18 protein-coding genes are annotated in these 18178 nt (G+C 64.4%); 8 read left to right on the forward strand and 10 right to left on the reverse strand.

What is annotated here, in order from left to right; all coding sequences use genetic code 11:
• Positions 1-128: 128 nt before the first annotated feature.
• From NDN01_RS16835 to kdsA, 4 genes are all read right to left on the reverse strand, one after another.
• A complete protein-coding gene (locus NDN01_RS16835) occupies positions 129-1160 on the reverse strand; it encodes a FecR family protein (RefSeq protein ID WP_272622906.1) in 1032 nt (343 codons plus the stop codon).
• The gene (locus NDN01_RS16840) at positions 1157-1696 is read right to left on the reverse strand and encodes an RNA polymerase sigma factor (RefSeq protein WP_272622907.1); all 540 of its coding nucleotides are present in this window, start codon (positions 1694-1696) and stop codon (positions 1157-1159) included. Before NDN01_RS16840 ends, NDN01_RS16835 begins: the two co-directional genes overlap by 4 nt.
• Positions 1697-1930: 234 nt before the next feature.
• Positions 1931-2239 carry a hypothetical protein gene (locus tag NDN01_RS16845; RefSeq protein WP_272622908.1) on the reverse strand — a complete coding sequence of 103 codons (309 nt, stop codon included), beginning with the start codon at positions 2237-2239 and terminating at the stop codon, positions 1931-1933.
• A 33-nt stretch (positions 2240-2272) separates the two neighbouring features.
• Positions 2273-3121: a 3-deoxy-8-phosphooctulonate synthase gene (gene kdsA, locus NDN01_RS16850; RefSeq protein ID WP_272622909.1), complete on the reverse strand. Its 849-nt coding sequence runs from the start codon at positions 3119-3121 to the stop codon at positions 2273-2275.
• A 161-nt stretch (positions 3122-3282) separates the two neighbouring features.
• Between kdsA and NDN01_RS16855 the strand changes: the two genes are divergently transcribed.
• From NDN01_RS16855 to NDN01_RS16875, 5 genes are all read left to right on the forward strand, one after another.
• On the forward strand, positions 3283-4293 hold the full coding sequence (locus NDN01_RS16855) for a KpsF/GutQ family sugar-phosphate isomerase (RefSeq protein ID WP_272622910.1): 1011 nt from the start codon (positions 3283-3285) through the stop codon (positions 4291-4293).
• On the forward strand, positions 4286-5116 hold the full coding sequence (locus NDN01_RS16860) for a 3-deoxy-manno-octulosonate cytidylyltransferase (protein ID WP_272622911.1): 831 nt from the start codon (positions 4286-4288) through the stop codon (positions 5114-5116). Before NDN01_RS16855 ends, NDN01_RS16860 begins: the two co-directional genes overlap by 8 nt.
• Positions 5107-5715: a histidine phosphatase family protein gene (locus tag NDN01_RS16865; protein WP_272622912.1), complete on the forward strand. Its 609-nt coding sequence runs from the start codon at positions 5107-5109 to the stop codon at positions 5713-5715. Before NDN01_RS16860 ends, NDN01_RS16865 begins: the two co-directional genes overlap by 10 nt.
• A gap of 141 nt (positions 5716-5856) precedes the next feature.
• On the forward strand, positions 5857-7476 hold the full coding sequence (locus tag NDN01_RS16870; protein WP_272628275.1) for a capsular polysaccharide export protein, LipB/KpsS family: 1620 nt from the start codon (positions 5857-5859) through the stop codon (positions 7474-7476).
• Complete coding sequence (locus NDN01_RS16875) at positions 7476-8669, forward strand: glycosyltransferase family 4 protein (RefSeq protein WP_272622913.1); 1194 nt, start codon at positions 7476-7478, stop codon at positions 8667-8669. Before NDN01_RS16870 ends, NDN01_RS16875 begins: the two co-directional genes overlap by 1 nt.
• A gap of 36 nt (positions 8670-8705) precedes the next feature.
• Here NDN01_RS16875 and NDN01_RS16880 read toward each other — a convergent pair whose 3' ends face one another.
• Complete coding sequence (locus NDN01_RS16880; protein ID WP_272622914.1) at positions 8706-9317, reverse strand: sterol desaturase family protein; 612 nt, start codon at positions 9315-9317, stop codon at positions 8706-8708.
• A 143-nt stretch (positions 9318-9460) separates the two neighbouring features.
• Here NDN01_RS16880 and NDN01_RS16885 point away from each other — a divergent pair, with 143 nt between their 5' ends.
• On the forward strand, positions 9461-10237 hold the full coding sequence (locus NDN01_RS16885; RefSeq protein ID WP_272622915.1) for an SDR family NAD(P)-dependent oxidoreductase: 777 nt from the start codon (positions 9461-9463) through the stop codon (positions 10235-10237).
• Here the strand turns inward: NDN01_RS16885 and NDN01_RS16890 are convergent.
• Positions 10218-11711, reverse strand: coding sequence for an LTA synthase family protein (locus NDN01_RS16890; RefSeq protein WP_272622916.1), 1494 nt, complete (start codon positions 11709-11711; stop codon positions 10218-10220). The two genes, NDN01_RS16885 and NDN01_RS16890, sit on opposite strands and share 20 nt — an antisense overlap.
• Positions 11712-11929: 218 nt before the next feature.
• Between NDN01_RS16890 and NDN01_RS16895 the strand changes: the two genes are divergently transcribed.
• Positions 11930-13273 carry a capsule biosynthesis protein gene (locus NDN01_RS16895; RefSeq protein ID WP_443025133.1) on the forward strand — a complete coding sequence of 448 codons (1344 nt, stop codon included), beginning with the start codon at positions 11930-11932 and terminating at the stop codon, positions 13271-13273.
• A 7-nt stretch (positions 13274-13280) separates the two neighbouring features.
• Here NDN01_RS16895 and rfbA read toward each other — a convergent pair whose 3' ends face one another.
• From rfbA to rfbC, 4 genes are read right to left on the reverse strand one after another with little or no spacing between them, the layout of a single operon-like run.
• On the reverse strand, positions 13281-14150 hold the full coding sequence (gene rfbA / locus NDN01_RS16900; protein WP_272622917.1) for a glucose-1-phosphate thymidylyltransferase RfbA: 870 nt from the start codon (positions 14148-14150) through the stop codon (positions 13281-13283).
• Positions 14151-14154: 4 nt separating this feature from the next.
• Positions 14155-15075 carry a dTDP-4-dehydrorhamnose reductase gene (rfbD, locus tag NDN01_RS16905; RefSeq protein WP_272622918.1) on the reverse strand — a complete coding sequence of 307 codons (921 nt, stop codon included), beginning with the start codon at positions 15073-15075 and terminating at the stop codon, positions 14155-14157.
• Positions 15072-16130, reverse strand: coding sequence for a dTDP-glucose 4,6-dehydratase (rfbB, locus tag NDN01_RS16910; RefSeq protein WP_272622919.1), 1059 nt, complete (start codon positions 16128-16130; stop codon positions 15072-15074). Before rfbB ends, rfbD begins: the two co-directional genes overlap by 4 nt.
• On the reverse strand, positions 16121-16699 hold the full coding sequence (gene rfbC, locus NDN01_RS16915) for a dTDP-4-dehydrorhamnose 3,5-epimerase (RefSeq protein WP_272622920.1): 579 nt from the start codon (positions 16697-16699) through the stop codon (positions 16121-16123). Before rfbC ends, rfbB begins: the two co-directional genes overlap by 10 nt.
• A gap of 291 nt (positions 16700-16990) precedes the next feature.
• Here rfbC and NDN01_RS16920 point away from each other — a divergent pair, with 291 nt between their 5' ends.
• A complete protein-coding gene (locus NDN01_RS16920) occupies positions 16991-18154 on the forward strand; it encodes a Wzz/FepE/Etk N-terminal domain-containing protein (RefSeq protein WP_272622921.1) in 1164 nt (387 codons plus the stop codon).
• Positions 18155-18178 lie beyond the last annotated feature (24 nt).

The following is an 18178-nucleotide window of genomic DNA, read 5'->3' on the forward strand; positions in this document are numbered from 1 at the left end:
GAATCCCGCATTTCGTAACACCTCCCCTTTTTTGCCGCCGTCCATTCTGACGGTCGATCAGGGGAGTAATACGCACGCCTATGCTTTTCACTCACTTGGCCGTGGCAGTTTTTTTGCCCGCGTTGTTTTCAGCTTGCCTTGTAACTCAGGACGATCCGTCCGGGCTCTCGGGTCGCCTGTACCGGATGCAGGGCGCAAACACCCTCGACAAAGGCCTCGGCATCGGCACCGAGGAAGACGCCGCTGACGCTATAGGATGCGATCCTCGGATCGGAGATGACCAGCTTTTCACGGGCGTCGCGATTCATCCGGTCGACGGCCAGCGAAAGCGGCTCAGCGTCGAAGGTGAGCTGGCCGTTTTCCCAGGACAGCGACCGCGAGACATCGGTCGGCGCGATTTGCGTCGCCACGCCGCTGGTCGATGCGATCAGTTCACTGCCCGGGACGAGCCCTGGCTTGCCCGGCGCGGGCAGGATGCTGTGCCGCGTTCCGTCCGCCGCCTGGGCCATCACCTCGACCCGGCCTTCATACAGCACGACCCGCATCTGCTGGGCCAGCAGTTCGACACTGAACGACGTGCCCGTCGCCAAGGTCAGCCGGTTACGCGCCAGCACGCTGAGGGGGCGCAGCGCATCGTGCGCGACGTCGAATTTGGCCCGGCCCGAGACCAGTTCGAGACGCCTGCTGTTGCGATCCATCCGCACGGTGACCTGAGTCGCGGCGTCGAGCGTGATGCGCGTACCGTCTTCCAGCACGACGACGCGCCGTTCGCCCGTTCCCGTCGAATAGGATGCCATGGGATCATGCAGCAGATAGACCATGGTCGTCAGCACCACCGCCACGCAGGCCGCGGCGACCTTCATCCAGCCAGCCGAGATCCAGCGGGGGCTGCGCGCCCAGCGGCGCTCATTGGCCCGGCGCAGCGCCTCGACCGCCTCGGCGCGATAGCGGATCATTTCCGGCATGTCGGCGACGTCGTCCATGCCGTGCCAGACCGCCACCACCTCCTCGAACGCCACGACATGCGCCTCGTCCGACGCGATCCATGCGTCGAACCGGCCACGCTCGTCGGCGTCGAGGCGCCCCTCGCTGAGGCGAAGGCACCACAATGCCGCCTGCTCGTCGACCTGGAGGCAATCCTGCTGTGCCGGAGACGTCATTTTGAAACTTCCCGGGCGCGCGCCATCAGATGCACCGTGGCGCGGGCCACATGTTTTTCGACAGCGCTCGGCGAAATGCCGAAGCTTTCCGCGATCACGCGCTTGTCGATGCTTTCGATTCGATAGAGGACGAAGATCGTTCGTGTCCGTTCGGGCAGGTCGCGGAGCGACCGCATGATCTGCGCGACAAGGCTGCGGCCCGCGGCGATCTTCTCCGGATCGAGCCAGTCGATTCCCTGCCCGTAGAGCAGGCACACCGTATCATATTGCTCGGTGCGGACACGCGATCGTCTGGAACGGTCCCGCAGCAGATTGGCCGCGATCTTGAAGATATAGCCGGCATGAAGGCCGGCCTCGGCGCTCCCGCCGCCGAACACCCGCGCGAAGGTTTCCTGAGTCAGGTCTTCCGCCTCGGCGTGGTTGTGCACGCGCTTGAGGAAGAAGGACATCAGCGCCGGCCGCCAGTGGCGAACATGGCCGGCAATGTCAGGTTGCTGATCGGTCGACAGCGCGTGTTCCTCGGAATCCGGGGTCATCGACCAGTTAATACGCACCACGTCCAGAACAGCACAGTATTTAACTGCCGTTTCGGAGGAAGCCGGAAAATGGGGTTTCGGCCGACTACATCCACAAGGGCGCTCCTGGGGTGATGCGGACTGGATTGATCCTTCCCCGTGTGTCGTCTCAACGAGTATTTTCGCGGGCTCTGCACATCCGCGCTCCGGCGTCGGAGTATTTTCGGAAACCTGCCGGGCCGCTCCGACGCGCCCTTATGCGCGCCGGGCCACGACGATCGCCAGGGCCACGGATGCCAGCACGGCAACGACCGTTTCCGAGATGGAGTGAGTATTCCAATCCCAGATTTCGAGCCCGACATAGCCGGGCATGTTCGCCCGGCGGCCATCACCGAACTGCTCGATCCATTGATATTCGCGCTGGGTGATTTCGCGCATGATGCACACGGCAGCGCCGGCGAAGCACCCGATCCAGACCGACGCCCTGGTCGGTGCGCGGAACAGACGGCCGATTCCCCAGCACGCAAGCTGGATACCTATCGAGATCGGGACATGGGCGAGCATGCCTAGTCAACACTCATCGCGGTGAAGGGTTGCCTATGCGCTTGTATCGGCGGCGGCGTCCTTCACCACCGCATCGATGGCGACGAGCCGTTCAAGCAGCCTCTCCAGTTGGTCCAGTGGCCAGCTGTTCGGCCCGTCCGACAGCGCCCGATCGGGATCGGGATGCGTTTCCATGAAAAGCCCGGATATGCCCGCCGCGACGGCCGCGCGGGCAAGCACCGGCACGAACTCGCGCTGGCCGCCCGAACGATCGCCCTGCCCCCCCGGCAACTGCACTGAATGAGTCGCGTCGAACACGACTGGGCACCCTGTCTCGCGCATGATCGCAAGGCTGCGCATGTCGGAGACGAGATTGTTGTAGCCGAAGCTCGCACCCCGTTCGCACACCAGAAAATTGTCGGCCGGGACACCGGCGACCTCGGCTGCGGCTCGGGCCTTGGCGACGACATGGACCATGTCACCCGGCGCGAGGAACTGCGCCTTCTTGATGTTGACCGGCTTGCCCGATGCCGCCACCGCCGCGATGAAATCGGTCTGCCGCGCCAGGAAGGCAGGCGTCTGCAGTACATCGACGACCTCAGCGACCATCTTCACCTGCCCCTCGGAATGAACGTCGGTCAGGACCGGGAGGCCAGTCTCCTGACGCACCTTCTCCAGGATACGCAGCCCCTCTTCGATGCCGGGGCCGCGGAAGGATGTACCCGAGCTGCGATTGGCCTTGTCGAAGGAACTCTTGTAGATCAGCAGGACGCCAAGCCGGTCTGCGATCGCGCGAAGCCGTGTCGCGGTATCGAGCGCAAAGGCTTCGCTCTCGATGACGCATGGTCCCGCGATGAAAAAAATCTGCCGATTCGGACCAATCTCTTTCCCGCACAGACGCATGTTTCATCCCTTTTGACTTGCCACGCAGGGCGCCCGTCTCTCTAGAGCAACAGGCGGTCGCGTCATGAGGCCCTGCGCTGCGGAAGCGCTGGAAGTCAACGCGATAGCGAATTAGACACTGGCCAGCTTAGTTTGCTGATATGCGTTCCCGGGGGAAGTCAATGCAGACGAATTTCACGCAGGCGACTACCGCCGGCGGATTGGACGAGTCCGGCTTGCTCTCTGCTCTCCGCACGACGCGAATCGAGATCGACGCACTCCAGGCATTTGCCGAAGCGTTGCGCACGCCACCGCTGCGCCAGAGCTTCATCGCCGCGGTCGCGGCGATCAGCGCTCATTCGGGTCGCCTGATCGTCACCGGCATGGGGAAAAGCGGGCTGGTCGGGCGCAAGATCGCCGCGACGATGACCTCGACCGGCACGCCCTCGCTGTTCCTGCATCCAAGCGAGGCGAGCCATGGCGACCTCGGCATGATCGGCCTCGAGGATATCGTGCTGGCGCTGAGCTGGTCGGGCGAGACGACTGAACTCGGCGACATCATCGCCTATTGCCGGCGCTTCGGGGTGAAGCTGATCGTCGCGACGGCGCGTGCCGACAGCGCCGCCGGGCGAGCGGCCGATATCTGCCTCGTCCTGCCCCCGGTTCGTGAGGCATGCCCCAACGAACTGGCACCGACATCGTCCACCACGGTGCAGGCAGTACTGGGTGACGCGCTCGCGGTGGCGCTCATCGAGCGGCGCGGCTTCACCCGGTCGGACTTCCTGACCTTTCATCCCGGCGGCCGGCTTGGCGCGCAACTGACCACAGTCAGACAGTTGATGGCGCGGGGCGAGGATGTGCCGATGGTGCGCGCCGGTGCCACCCTGCTTGATGCGACGATCGAGATGAGCCGCAAGCGCTATGGCTGCACCGCCGTGGTCGATGATGAGGATTGCCTTATCGGTGCCTTTACCGATGGCGATCTGCGGCGCAGCTTCGCGAGCAAGCATCTCGGCGACGACATCCGGGATCACATGACCGCGACGCCGATCTCGCTGGGCCCGGATACGCTCACCTCTGACGCGCTGCGGATTCTCAACGACAATTCCGTATCGGTACTCTTCGTCTGCGAGGACGGGCGGCTGGTCGGGGTGATCCACCTCCACGACATCCTGCGGGCGGGCGTTGCCTGAGGGCGTACCACCCGACCTGATCGTGATCCCGGCCCGCTTCGCGTCCCAGCGCCTTCCGGGCAAGCCACTGATTCCGATCGCGGGACGAACGCTACTGGCACGAGTCGTGGCGATCGCGCGCGAAGGTGCCAGGCGGGTCGGGAACGCGGATGTGGTCGTGGCAAGCGACGATGCGCGCATCCTGGATCATGCTCGGGACCTTGGCTGCGAGGCTGTCCTCACCGACACGGCGATCAGTTCCGGCTCGGGTCGCGCCTGGGCAGTCGCGCACGACCGGGAGGCCAGGCCGCCGATCATCGTCAACCTGCAGGGCGACGCGCCTTTCGCGCAGCCGGCGATGATCTCGGCACTGATTGCTGCACTTCGCCGCTCGGCCTGCGGAGTGGCGACGCCCGTCGTGCAGTTGTCGTGGGAGGCGTTGGAGGCACTGCGGCACCACAAGCATGCCTCGCCGTTCAGCGGCACGACCTGTGTCCGGCGCGCCGATGACCGAGCGCTGTGGTTTTCGAAAGCGATAGTCCCGGCGATCCGCGATGAGGCCCAATTGCGGCAGGCCAGCCCGCTTTCGCCGGTATTCCGGCATATCGGCCTGTACGCCTATCGCTTCGACGCCCTCGGTCGCTTCGAAGCGACCGTACCGACGCCGTACGAACGTCTCGAAGGGCTCGAGCAGCTGCGCTTTCTCGAATCGGGGGAGGACATATTGACGGTGGAGGTCGCCGCGCTCCCGCATGCCATGTCGGGCATCGACACAAGGGAGGATGTCGCGATGGCGGAACGCCTCATCGCCGAGCATGGTGAACCGCATCTGTCATGGGCCTGATCGTCACGATCGTCCGGCATGGCAACACTTTCGACGTCGGCGAGGCGGCGCGCAGGATCGGCGCGCGCACCGATCTGCCGCTGGTCGCGAGCGGCCTCGAACAGGCCCGCGCACTCGGCGCGGCGTTCGCCGGGCAGGGCCTGTCCTTCGACCAGGCGTTGGCCGCGCCGTTGCGCCGCACGCAAACGACGATCGAGCATATTCTCGCCTGCCAGCAGCAGGCGCCCCCTGTCACGTCAGCCGGCTGGCTGACGGAAATCGATCACGGTCCAGACGAAGGCCAGGTGGAAAGCTGCGTGGTCGCCAGGATCGGGCATGATGCGCTCGCCGCATGGGATGTCGAAGCGCGGGCACCCAATGGGTGGATCGTTGATGCGGATCGCCGGATCGAAGGCTGGCGGGCCCTGTGGGAGACGGCGCACGGGCACGTGCTGATCGTCACCAGCAATGGTGCGGCGCGTTTTGCGTTGCTCTCCGACGAAGCGCTGCGGCAGCAAGCCTCGGCTCTGCCCTCGCTCAAGCTGCGTACCGGCGCCTATGGCAAAATCGCGCGCGAACAGGGCGGACTACGCCTGGTCGAGTGGGACCGGCGACCATGAACCATGGCTTGCATCAGGAGGGGCATTGCGGGAAAGCCGCGCGATGAACCGCGCCCGCTCCTGCCACCGACGAGACGGGCCAGCAACCAGTGGCGGCGAGAGCGTCGTTCGCGTGCCCTTGTGCCAGCCAGCGTGACCGAGATGAGCACGCCGCTGCTGCGCGCGCCGCCCTTTCCGGGCATAGACGCGTCGGTAACGCGGCCGGGCGCTGGCACCGACCTCACATCCGACGCGATCGACCGCATTTTTTCCGCGATCCGCGAAGCGCGGGTCGGCGGGTGCTTCTGGGCAACGCCGGACACTGGCGCTGGCGCGACGGTGATCCTCCGCGCCCGAACGGCCGGCGAGATCGAACAGGCGCTGTCGGTGCTGACGGAGAAGGAGTTGAATGCCGGCACGCCGATCGTCCATGACGGCGCGACCACATCCCGGCAGGTCGATCCCTGGTCAGTGCTGGACGCTGCCCTGACGCTGGTCGCCCATGGCGATGACGAGTGGATCGCGCTCGCCGTGATCGCCGGCGCGCGCGTGCATTTCCTGTCAGGCGGCCGTTTCGGTGCGCCTGGCGACGATGTCGCCCGCCTGCGGCAGATCGTCGCCGAAGACCTGATGCGGGTCAGCTACCGCGACCCCTTTACCGGGCAGGACGTTCATATCGAGGAAACGATCGCGCTCCTAGCGGACTGGCGCCGGACGCTCCGGGCCAACCAGCAGATCGTCGCCGGGTGCGGCTTCAGCTGGTGGAAACGGCGCGAGATAGCGCGGTTCCTGTGGACGCCCGAGCACCCTCTGCGCTTCTTCCGGTCAGCACGGCGAGCGCTTGCCCATGCCGAACGGCATGGCGGCGCGGTCGCGATCTGGCCGTCGCGCGTGCCTGACGGCATGGCAGCCTCAGCGGCAGCGAGGAATGTGTCGCTGGTCCGTGTCGAGGATGGGTTCGTTCGGTCGGTCGGGCTCGGCAGCAACCTCGTACCGCCCTCGTCGGTTGCGGTCGACCGGCGCGGGATCCATTATGATCCTGCCCGGCCGAGCGATCTCGAATTGCTCCTCGCCGACGCTGACTTCCCCCCAGCGCTCCTCGCGCGCGCCGGGCAGTTGCGCGAGACGATCATAGACGCCGGAATCAGCAAATATGGCAGTGGCATCACCCATGCCTTCCCGCCCCGCCAAGCGGGGCGCCGCCTTGTGCTGGTGCCGGGACAGGTCGAGGACGACATGTCGGTGCGCCTCGGCGGGGGTGGGCTGTCAAGCAATCTCGAACTCCTGCGCCGCGCGCGCGCATTGGAACCGGATGCGGAAATCTGGTTCCGCCCCCATCCCGACGTCAATGCCGGCCATCGCAAGGGCGCGGTGCGCGAGGCCGACGCCCTCGAATATGCCGACCGGATCGTCAACGGCGGCGGGATGGCGTCCCTGCTCGACCAGGTCGACGCAGTGCACGTGCTCACCTCGCTCACCGGCTTCGAGGCGCTGCTGCGCGGGCGCGAGGTGACCTGCCATGGCATGCCTTTCTACGCCGGCTGGGGCCTTACCCGCGATCTCGCGCCGGTGCCCGACCGGCGCGGGCGGCGACTCACGCTCGAGGCGCTGATCGCTGCGGTGCTGATCGTCTATCCGCGCTATCTCGATCCCGTGACCGGCCTGCCCTGCCCACCCGAACTGCTGATCCGCCGCATGGGAGAAGGCGCCGCCCACAACCGGCTTGGGTGGGTTACCCGGCTGCGCCAGGTGCAGGGCCGGCTGCTGAGGCGTCGGACCTGATGGCGAAGGACGTCATCCTCGACCTGTCGCGTCTGGTATCCCGCGCGCGGCATCACACGCCCTCCGGTGTCGACCGAGTCGAGATGGCCTATGCGCGCGGCCTGCACGCGCGCCTCGGCGACCGGCTCCGCTATGCTGCGGTGCATCCCTTCGGGGTCTATGGCAGGCTCTCCACCGACAGGGCGTTGCGGTTCCTCGACACGCTTGAGCAGCGCTGGGAGAGCGAGGAAGGCAATGTCGAGCAGCGTTCGCTGATCGAGGTGCTGCCGTCATTGCTCAGGCTTCTGCCGGAACGACCCCACGCGTCTCCCGGAAGCGTCTATGTCCAGGCGTCGCCGCATCATCTCACCCGGCCAGCGCTGGTCCGGCGAATCCTCGCGCGCGAGCAAGCACGGTTCCTCTGCCTGGTTCACGACCTGATTCCGATCGAATATCCCGAATATGCGCGTCCCAATGGCGCCAGGCTGCACCAGCGGCGGATCGAGACGATCGCGGCGCTCGCCGATAGCGTCATCGTCAATTCCGGCGCGACCGGCGAATCGCTGCGGCCGTGGCTCGAGCGGGCCGGGCGCAGCGTCGAGATGCGCGTCGCGCTGCTCGGCACGCATGATACTCCCGTGCCAGCGACGCCGATAGCAGTGCCGGACGAGCCTTATTTCATTTGCGTCGGCACGATCGAGCCGCGCAAGAACCATCTGCTGCTGCTCAATCTGTGGCGTGCCATGGCCGACACGCTGCCGCACGACACCATTCCGCGCCTGATCATCGTCGGGCGGCGCGGCTGGGAGAACGAGCAGGTGATCGACATGCTTGAACGTTGCGCGGCATTGCGCAGCCATGTCGAGGAGTTGAACGGTTGTTCCGACCAGCGCCTGCAAGCATTGCTGCGCGGCGCGCGCGCGCTGTTGCTGCCGTCGTTCGCGGAAGGCTATGGCATGCCGGTCGCGGAGTCGCTGTCGATGGGAACGCCGGTGATCTGCAGCGATCTTCCCGCGCTGCGCGAGGCAGGCGGAGAGGCGCCCGACTTCCTCGATCCGCTCGATGGCCCTGCCTGGAGAGCCCACATCCTCGATTATTTCCGCGCCGGGCCTGCCCATGCGGCACAGAAGCAGCGCCTGATACAGTGGCGACCGCCCTCCTGGGACGATCACATCGCCACGGTCTGCGAGGCGATCAGCGATCTTCAGCAGTGACCGGACCGCCGCGTCACTGCGTCCATCGTCGCCTGCTCATCCCCTCTTGTCGGGGATGTCAGTCCCGAACACGCGATCCCAGAAGATCGCGGTGATGGCGTAATTGCCTTCCTGCTTGACATGATGGTGCCGGATATGGTGGCGCCGCAACAGGCGCATCAGCGGGCTGCGCATCGACAATTGGTGGCAGGCATAGTGGATCGTATCATACGCCACATAGCCGATGCCGAACCCCAGGGAGAGCACCGATCCCGCCGGGCCAAACAGAATCCGGAACACCGCCCAGACGGCGCTGAACAAGACCATGCTCACGATAGGCGGCATGATGTTGCGGTAGCGATCGCCCGGCGCCGCATGGTGATTGCCATGAGCGAGGAAGATCAGCCAGCGGCCAAATGCCGAGGTCGGCTTCAGGTGGAAGATGAACCGGTGCATCACATATTCGAACAATGTCCAGATCAGCACGCCGAGCAGGACAAGCAGGACCGACATCGGGAGACTTGCCGTTCCCCAGCCCGTATACAGCACGAACGCAAGAAACGCCGCCCATGTCAGCGCGAACGCCGGCGGGGAGATCAGCGTAAACCGCTCCAGCAAATCATTGCGAAACAGCCTGATACGCGGCGCGGCAGACCTGTACTTCGTCATCAGCAGGTCTCGTCTTCTCCCGTCGAGGGATCGGCATGCGCACAGCGGGACGCCCCCTGTCAAGCCGCAATGCAGCAAGGACCATCGTGCCCTCAGCAATGGGTCGCCCGCGACCCGTGTCATAAAACGGTCATAGTGCCGTCATGAAAGCCGGATTGCCGGATCGGATCCTGATCACCGGCGCCTCAGGCGGCCTGGGCGCGGCGCTTGCGCTGCACTATGCGGGGCCCCGTCGGACTCTGTTGCTATGGGGTCGCGACTGCGATCGGCTCGAATCGGTCGCCGCAGCCTGTCGCGAGGCGGGGGCTGAAATTGTGATTCGTTCTCTCGATTTCTCCGACAGCGCCGCGGCGATCGCAGCGCTTGAGGAGGAGGATGAGAGAGGTCCGATCGGCTTGGCGCTGCTCGCCGCCGGGGCGGGCGATGTTGCGGCACCGGGCGATCTGGTCGAGGATGCAGGCCAGATCGTGCGACTTGGGCTGGTCAACTTCGTCGCGGCGAGCGCGATGGCGGCCACGCTGGCGCGCTGCATGGCGCGGCGCGGTGAGGGTCGGATCGTCATGATCGGGTCAGCGGCCGCATTCCACGCACTGCCTTTCGCCGCCGCCTATGCCGGATCGAAAGCCGGCCTTGCACGCTTCGCCCAGGCCCTGCGGCTGAGCGTCAAGGAACATGGTGTGCAGGTCACGCTCGTCTCGCCAGGCTTCATCGACACTGCGGCCGGACGGCAGACAGCCGGGCCGAAGCCCTTCCTCCTGCAACCCGCGGATGCTGCCGCACGCATCGCCAGGGCGGCGGCACGCGGCCAGGCCCACCTGATCTTTCCCTGGCCCTTCGCGCTCTTGCGATGGGTCGATCGCCTGTTGCCGATGGCGTTGCGCGACCGGCTGCTGCTCGGACTCAAGCCTCGCGACGGTTGAGCGCGATAGCATCAGCCGGCTCGGCGTCCGGTCGCACACAGCGCAGGATGGCGTGATGAAGCGCGGCAGGCGAAAGATCGACCCGCCCGGCGCCTCCGTTCGAAACTGGCCCGCCGGAGTCGAAACGTACGATCACATAAGGCGTATGGCGTGCCCCTCCCGGTGCTGTCACGCCGGGGATGCTCGGCCGGTGATCGCCGAAAAAAACCAGCAGCGCGGGCCGGCCGTCGCGCGACAGCCGTGCGATCAGGTCGCTCAGCATGGCGTCGCTGCTCTGCAGGTGGCGCAGATAGGCCTCGAGCCGCCCGCGCGCATCGCGCGCGTTGTCGCTGTCCCACGGCCCGTGATTTTCCATCGTCACCGCGTAGATCAGCGTCGGCTGCATTGCCTTGTCGACCAGATCGATGAGCGAGGCCCCCAGAGTCCGATCGTCGACATACCGTCCGCCGTCGGGAAGGATCGGGGCGATCCCCTCCTCGCCGATCAGCCGGTCGAAGCCGATGGCGGGCATCAGCCGGTCGCGACTGTAGAAGCGCATGTCATGCGGATGGACGAAAGAACATTGATAACCGGCGCCCCGCAACCGCGCCGACAGCGCGTAGGACGATTCGCCATGCGCGCTCAGGAAGGGATCGTAGCGGCGGAAGCCGAGCGCAGCCTCACTGCGGCCGAACAGCACGCCATATTCAGTACGCATCGTGTAGGCGCCGAACCCACTGACATCGAGCTCGCCCCACTGCCATGCTGCTGCCCGGGCGCTCGTCAGCCCCGGCAGAGCGCACCGCGCCTCCCCGGTGAGATCGACCGGATCAGCGAAGGATTCGCACTGCACGATGACGATAAGCTCAGGAGGAAGCGGGTCCGCAACATCCGATATCGCCCGGAGCGCCGGGCAGGGCTGCGGGTCCGCCATCCGTCGCCAGCGCCGCCAGTAGAGCAGCAAGGTTGCGATCAGGCCATATCGGGAAAGGTCGTTTGCAAGGTCGGGCGTCTGCGCGACCGAGTCGAACCAGCGACTGCCGAGCAGCGAGGCCAGGGTCCCGCTTGTGAACAGCAGCAGCCCGGCTCCCACGAGATGGAGGTGCAGTTGCGCTGACGACAACAGCACAAGCACGACAAGCGCGATCGACGTACCGATCCCCAACATCCAGCGCTGGGGTGCCGAGATCGCCGTGAAATAGAAGCGCGGATGACGAAAGATGCCGACAATCAGCGCCAGATCCGAGAAAACGAGCGGCTCCCCCAGCATCTTGTGCTTCGCGTTGGACGCGACCGTGAACAGCCCCATCAACGCCGTAGCCAGAACGGCCGCGACCGGAGCGTTGCCCGAAACAGCCAGACAAAATCCGAACATGGCCGTCATGACCAGCAGGTGCAGCACTATCCCCTGCCAGCGGCGCATATACCCCGTCCGCGGCCACACGGCCGCGTCCAGCAGCAACGACGCGACCAGCATCGCCAGGAAAAGGATCACATCATTTGCCACAAAAGTCGCGTCGCCAGCCTCGATTAAGTCATGCCGTCTGGCCGCGGAAGGAAAGCGTGATGTCGCGTATAGCGGGCGGTTGCATGGCTGTCACGGCCGGACAAAGCGCGCGACAACTTGGAAAAGCATCATGTCATCTGTATGCGGCCGCCAAGTAACGGCGGCGGCGTCTGGCCGCCATTGGACGATTCGAAGGGAAATCACGGATGCCAGACCTGTTTCCCAACGGCCCCGTCCTAATGCCGCAGGTAGCGGCGCCGGGTGAGGCGCAGGCGCTCGCCAAGCGCAATATCCTGTTGCTGCAGGGGTTGATGGGGCCGCTTTTCCGTCGGCTTGGGCAGGCGTTGCACCGTGACGGCTACGGAGTCCACAAGGTCAATTTCAACGGCGGCGACCGGCTGTTCTGGCGTCTTCCCAACGGCGTCGATTATCGCGGATCGCTCGCTGACTGGCCCGAAGCGCTGCAACTGTTGCTCGCTGATCGGCAGATCACCGATGTCGTGCTGTTCGGAGATTGCCGGCCGGTGCACATGGCGGCGATCGCCGTCTGCCGGGACCTGCACGTGCCGGTTCATGTGTTCGAGGAAGGATATATCCGGCCCGATTGGGTCACGCTCGAACTGGGCGGCGTCAACGGCCATTCGACACTGCCACGCGACCCAGCCTGGTACCGTGCTGAAGCAGCGGCACTGCCACCGGCTCCCGAGCACCATCCGGTTCCCTCCTCTTTCCGTCGCCGCGCCGCCGAGGGGCTGCTCTACAACGCAGCCGACGTGCTGACTCGGTCGCACTATCCCTATTGGGAGAATCATCGCCCCTGGCATCCCCTGGTGGAAGGCATGGGCTGGATGCGCAGGCTCATGCGGCACAAGGCGGCGGCCGTACGATCGCAAGAAGTGCTCGCATCGCTCGAAACTCGCGGCCAGCCGTACATGCTCTTCCCGCTCCAGCTCGATTCGGACGCACAGATCCGGCTGCATTCCTCCTTCGCCGGGATTGCCGACGCGCTTCGCATGGTGATCGCCTCCTTCGCGGCCAGCGCGCCGCCGGGGCTGCGGCTGGTCGTCAAGGAACATCCGCTCGACAACGGCGTGCGGGACTGGCGCCTGGAAACCGCCGCGCTGGCGGCGCTCCACGGCGTCGCGGACCGCGTCGACTATCTCGAAAGTGGCGACATCGTACCGGTGGCGCAACGCTCCAAGGGCATGGTGACGATCAACAGCACCAGCGGCACGCTGGCGCTGGCGCTCGACGTGCCGGTGATCGCCCTCGGCCAGGCGGTCTATGATATCGAAGGCATCACCTTTCAGGGTCGGCTCGACGATTTCTGGCGGGATCCCGGGAAACCCGACGCCGAAACCTTCGCTGCCTTCCGCCGCGTGCTGATCGACCGCTGCCTGGTGGCGGGCGGGTTCTTCTCCGAAGAAGCGCTCGCCAAGGTGACCGAGGGAGTCATCGCCCGCCTGGAAGCCGCAAGTCCGTTGAGGACCGCAGCGATCGGCCACAAGGGAACGTCCAGGGCGTGGAAAGGGATTCTGGCCCGGGATTGAACTGCGATCAACCGTTAGCCAACAAGCGGCGCAAATAACGCGCATAATCCGACTTGCCATGCCTGACCACGGCCTGCTCCAACTCAGCCGTCCCGATGAACCCCTGGCGGAAGGCGATTTCCTCGGGGCTGGCGATTTTGAAACCCTGGCGTTTCTCCAGCACACGGACGAATTCGGCCGCGTCGAGCAGGCTGTCGGGCGTCCCCGTGTCGAGCCACGCATAGCCGCGGCCCATCACCTCAACCGACAACTCGCCGCGCTCGAGATAGACGCGGTTGACGTCGGTGATCTCCAACTCGCCACGCGGCGAGGGCTGGAGGTCGGCGGCGATGTCCACCACCTGCTCGTCGTAGAAATAGAGGCCCGTCACTGCCCAGTTAGACTTCGGCGCGACCGGCTTCTCCTCGATCGAGAGCGCCTTCATGCCTGCGTCGAACTCGACCACGCCATAGCGCTCGGGATCGTTGACATGATAGGCGAAGACGCTCGCGCCCGTTTTACGCGCGCTGGGGCTGGCAAGCAGCTCAGGCAAACCGTGACCGTGATAGATATTGTCGCCCAGCACGAGCGCCGAGGGCTGACCCGCCACGAAATCCGCGCCGATGATATAGGCCTGCGCAAGGCCATCGGGACTCGGCTGTTCAGCATAGTCGAACGACATGCCCCATTGCGCGCCATCGCCTAACAGCACCTGGAAGGCGGGTAGATCGCGCGGGGTCGAGATAATCAGCACCTCGCGGATTCCCGCCAGCATCAGCGTGGTCAGCGGATAATAGATCATCGGTTTATCATAGACCGACATGAGCTGCTTCGAGGTCGCCAGCGTCATCGGATAGAGCCGGGTTCCGCTGCCCCCGGCCAGGATGATACCCTTCATCTTCTCAAGTCCCTAATCCGAGAGAGGCGGATTGGTCCGTCCCGGCCTGAAGACGGGCGACGACAGATTCCAGCGAGCCGCGCCAATCGGGGAGCGCGACACCGTGGACGGTCGCGAGATGGCGGCAATCGAGCCGGGAATTAGCCGGTCGCGGGGCGGGTGTCGGATAATCGGCGGTCATGATCCGACGAACACTGGTCCTGCCTCCCCCATGCGCGCCCGAAGCGGCGAAGATGGCCTCCGCGAAATCCGCCCAGCTTGCCTCACCCTGCGCCGTCATGTGGAAGACCCCGCGCAACACCGGATCGGCATCGGCCACGAGATTGGCGACGACGCTCAGGATACCGTCGGCGATGTCGAGCGCGCTCGTAGGATTGCCGATCTGGTCGGTCACCACGGACACCTCGTCACGATCACCGGCGAGGCGAAGCATCGTTTTGACGAAGTTCGTGCCGAACGGACTATAGACCCACGCCACGCGCAGGATAGCGCTGTTGTCGGCGTACGCACGCACTTCCTCCTCACCCGCGAGCTTCGAGGCACCATAAGTGTTAGTCGGCCCGGTCGGGTCGGTCTCGACATAGGGGCGGTCGAGCCGGCCGTCGAAGACATAGTCGGTCGAAACATGGACCAGCGGTACGCCTAGCTTGGCGGCGGCTCGCGCCACCGCGCCGGCTCCACCAGCGTTGATCGCGAAGGCTAGATCGCGCTCGCTCTCGGCGTTGTCCACCGCCGTATGCGCGGCCGCGTTGACGATCACATCGGGACTTGCAGCCTCAAGCGCCGCGTAAACGGCCCCGTCATCCGGCGCGGCGAGATCAAGGTCGGGCGGCCCCACCGCGATCACCTGATGGCCGGTTGCCGGCCCGCGCTCCATCATGGAGAGTACGAGTTGCCCCGGCCCACCAACCACCACAATCTTCATCCCTTGGCGTCCTGCGTCAACCCGAGCCGCTCACCGTCATAGCGTTCTCGCAGAGGCCGCCACCACCAGTCATTGTCGAGATACCAACGCACGGTCTTTGCGATCCCCGTATCGAATGTTTCCTGGGCCTTCCAACCTAGCTCGCTCTCGAGCCGGGTGGCGTCGATCGCGTAACGCGCATCATGTCCCGGCCGGTCACTGACAAAGGTGATCAGACGATCATGAGGAGCCCCCGTCGGCACCAAATCGTCAAGCACCGCACAAATGCGGCGTACCACATCGATATTACGCCGTTCGTTGCGGCCGCCAACATTATAAGTCTCGCCCGGAAGCCCCTTTTCAGCAACGAGATCGAGCGCGCGCGCATGGTCTTCAACATATAACCAGTCACGCACGTTTTCCCCCGCACCATAAACGGGCAACGGCCGGCCGGCGAGCGCGTTGAGAATGGTGAGCGGAATCAGCTTCTCGGGAAAGTGATAGGGTCCGTAATTGTTGGAGCAGTTCGAAACGAGGACCGGCAGACCATAGGTCCGCGCCCAAGCCTTGGCGAGATGATCGGAGGCCGCCTTGGAGGCCGAGTAAGGCGAGCTGGGATCATAGGGCGTCGTTTCCTGAAACAGGCCCTCGTCGCCGAGTGAACCATAAACCTCGTCGGTTGAGACGTGGAGGAAGCGGAAGTTCGCCTTCGCTAAGTCCTCAAGCCCGTTCCAATAGCCTCGTGCGGCCTCGAGCAGGGTAAAGGTGCCGACGACGTTGGTCTGGATGAAATCGGCAGCGCCCGTGATCGAACGATCGACATGGCTCTCGGCCGCGAGATGCATGATCCGGTCGGGACAGAAGCTCGCGAGGGCCTGGTCCATCGCGGCGCGATCCCGGATGTCGGCTTTCACGAAGCGGTAGTTCGGCTTGCCCTCGACAGCGCGGAGTGATGCCTCGCAGCCGGCATAAGTAAGGACATCGAGGATGAGCACCTCATAACCCTTTTCGAGCACGAGATACCGCACGAGGGCGGAGCCAATGAAGCCGGCGCCGCCGGTGACGATCACGCGCATGGGACTGAATCACTCCAGGTGAAATAAGCGGCAAGGTCGGACAGGAACGGCTGCTCGCGGTCCTTGGCCGAGAGCGTCTCTGGGTCGGCGATATCGGGCCAAACGATGCCGATCGCCGGATCGTCCCAAGTGAGACCCTTGTCGTAGGCCGCGCTGTAATAGCCGGTGACCTTGTAGGAAATCACGGTGTTCGGCTCAAGCGAGCAAAAGCCGTGAGCGAAGCCGGGCGGCACCCATAGTTGCTTGCCATTCGCGGGAGTGAGGGTCTCACCGACCCACTGGCCGAAGGTAGGCGACCCCTGCCGAATATCGACCACGGCATCGAATAGCGCGCCAGCGATGCAGCGCACGAGCTTGCCTTGCGGATGGGGCCCGGACTGGAAGTGCAGGCCACGCACCGTGCCGGCCTTGACGCTCAGCGATTCATTGTCCTGCACAAAGGGGTGGTCGCCAACATGCTCGGCGAAAAGGTCAGCCCTAAACGTCTCGACGAAATAACCGCGCTCGTCGCCAACACGCCGGGGGACGATGAGCTTGAGACCAGGAATGGGGAGCGAGGTGATTTCCATGATTTTCCCTTGGAACACGTGGGAGACAGCGCATTGATCGTCCACTGTGTCCAGCCTCGACGCGAGATCGCAGTCAAGACCATCATGGGATAGCTGGCCGATGAGAGGCATTGGATAAGTCGCTTCACGCCACCCCTTGCCGGGCCTGTCATGCGGTAGGCGGCCAGCATCGGTCCGTCTCGGCGTACTTGCGCGCCGCAGCATGTTGGCCTAGCGCGACCGTCGAATGCGCCAGCACATCCACTGACACATATTCTATCTGCATCAAGTTCTATATGCCATGAAGGTTTTATGAACGTCGAACAATCGTTCCTGATCGAGGCGAAGATACCCGAGCGTCGATCCGTGTTCTCGGCATGGCTGATAAAGCGGCGCTGGTTCATTATCTGTGTCATCGTGCCAACGATCCTCGCGACCATTTATTATGGCCTGATCGCTTCCGATATCTACACCTCCGAGTCGCGTTTCGTCATCAAAAGTCCGGATCAGAAGCGAGCCCAATCGGCCACGCTCGCCAATATCATCCAGACCACGGGCCTGTCGGGCGGGCAGGAGCAAACGAACGAGGTCCTCGCCTTCGTTCGATCCCGCGGCGCGCTGAAATCGCTGGAGCAGAATCCCGGCTTCCGTAGCAGGTTCGCCTCGTCGCAAACCGATGCTCTTTCGCGCTTTCCGCAGCCGTTTTCGAACGACAGCTTCGAAGGCTTGTTCAAATATTACGGCAAGATGGTTGATGCCCGTCTCGATAGCGAGACAGGGATGGCGGTGATTACAGTCAAGGCCTTCACTGCTAAGGACGCCTACGAGATCAATCGCCAGTTACTGGGGCTGAGCGAGGGATTGGTCAATCGGCTAAACAACCGCGCGCAGGCGAACGGTATTGCCGAAGCTGTCAAGCAGGTGGATCTGGCGACCGATCGGGCCAAGCGGGCTCGCTTGGCCTTGGGAGCATATCGCAACCAGCAGGAACTCATTGATCCGAGCAAACAGGCTATGGGAGTTCTCGAAATCGCCAACTCGTTGACGGCCCAGCGCTCGGCGCTGCAGGTTCAGCTAGAGTTGATGCAGCGGGTGGCCCCCAGAAATCCCGCCATTCCGGAACTACGCAACCGGATCCAGGCGATCTCCGGCCAGATCGCATCGCAGGATAGCCGCGTGGTTGGGACCGACAGTGGTATCGCATCGAAATTGGGGGGATATGAGAATCTCCTCGTCGAACAGGAATTTGCAACCAAGAGCCTCGATGCCGCCAACGCAGGCCTCGTGCAGGCCCGCGCCGAGGCACAACGTCAGCAATTCTATCTTGAACGCGTTGTCGACCCGAACGTGCCTGACATGCCGCTGCTGCCCCACCGTATCCTCAATATCATCGTGATCGCCGCGTGCGCCATCTGCCTCTATTTCATCGGCTGGATGTTCACGGTCGGCATTCTCGAACACGCCTCGGACGAATAACCATGTTGGTCGCCGGCTCAAGCA

The sequence above is a fragment of the Sphingomonas sp. QA11 genome (assembly GCF_028473665.1).
Classification (GTDB): domain Bacteria; phylum Pseudomonadota; class Alphaproteobacteria; order Sphingomonadales; family Sphingomonadaceae; genus Sphingomonas; species Sphingomonas phytovorans.

Bases quoted from the DNA above. Each gene is read 5' to 3' on its own strand.
- NDN01_RS16835 (WP_272622906.1), bottom strand. From the start codon at position 1,160: ATGACGTCTCCGGCACAGCAGGATTGCCTCCAGGTCGACGAGCAGGCG.
- NDN01_RS16840 (WP_272622907.1), bottom strand. From the start codon at position 1,696: ATGACCCCGGATTCCGAGGAACACGCGCTGTCGACCGATCAGCAACCT.
- NDN01_RS16845 (WP_272622908.1), bottom strand. From the start codon at position 2,239: ATGCTCGCCCATGTCCCGATCTCGATAGGTATCCAGCTTGCGTGCTGG.
- kdsA (WP_272622909.1), bottom strand. From the start codon at position 3,121: ATGCGTCTGTGCGGGAAAGAGATTGGTCCGAATCGGCAGATTTTTTTC.
- NDN01_RS16855 (WP_272622910.1), top strand. From the start codon at position 3,283: ATGCAGACGAATTTCACGCAGGCGACTACCGCCGGCGGATTGGACGAG.
- NDN01_RS16865 (WP_272622912.1), top strand. From the start codon at position 5,107: ATGGGCCTGATCGTCACGATCGTCCGGCATGGCAACACTTTCGACGTC.
- NDN01_RS16870 (WP_272628275.1), top strand. From the start codon at position 5,857: ATGAGCACGCCGCTGCTGCGCGCGCCGCCCTTTCCGGGCATAGACGCG.
- NDN01_RS16875 (WP_272622913.1), top strand. From the start codon at position 7,476: ATGGCGAAGGACGTCATCCTCGACCTGTCGCGTCTGGTATCCCGCGCG.
- NDN01_RS16880 (WP_272622914.1), bottom strand. From the start codon at position 9,317: ATGACGAAGTACAGGTCTGCCGCGCCGCGTATCAGGCTGTTTCGCAAT.
- NDN01_RS16885 (WP_272622915.1), top strand. From the start codon at position 9,461: ATGAAAGCCGGATTGCCGGATCGGATCCTGATCACCGGCGCCTCAGGC.
- NDN01_RS16895 (WP_443025133.1), top strand. From the start codon at position 11,930: ATGCCAGACCTGTTTCCCAACGGCCCCGTCCTAATGCCGCAGGTAGCG.
- rfbA (WP_272622917.1), bottom strand. From the start codon at position 14,150: ATGAAGGGTATCATCCTGGCCGGGGGCAGCGGAACCCGGCTCTATCCG.
- rfbD (WP_272622918.1), bottom strand. From the start codon at position 15,075: ATGAAGATTGTGGTGGTTGGTGGGCCGGGGCAACTCGTACTCTCCATG.
- rfbB (WP_272622919.1), bottom strand. From the start codon at position 16,130: ATGCGCGTGATCGTCACCGGCGGCGCCGGCTTCATTGGCTCCGCCCTC.
- rfbC (WP_272622920.1), bottom strand. From the start codon at position 16,699: ATGGAAATCACCTCGCTCCCCATTCCTGGTCTCAAGCTCATCGTCCCC.
- NDN01_RS16920 (WP_272622921.1), top strand. From the start codon at position 16,991: ATGAACGTCGAACAATCGTTCCTGATCGAGGCGAAGATACCCGAGCGT.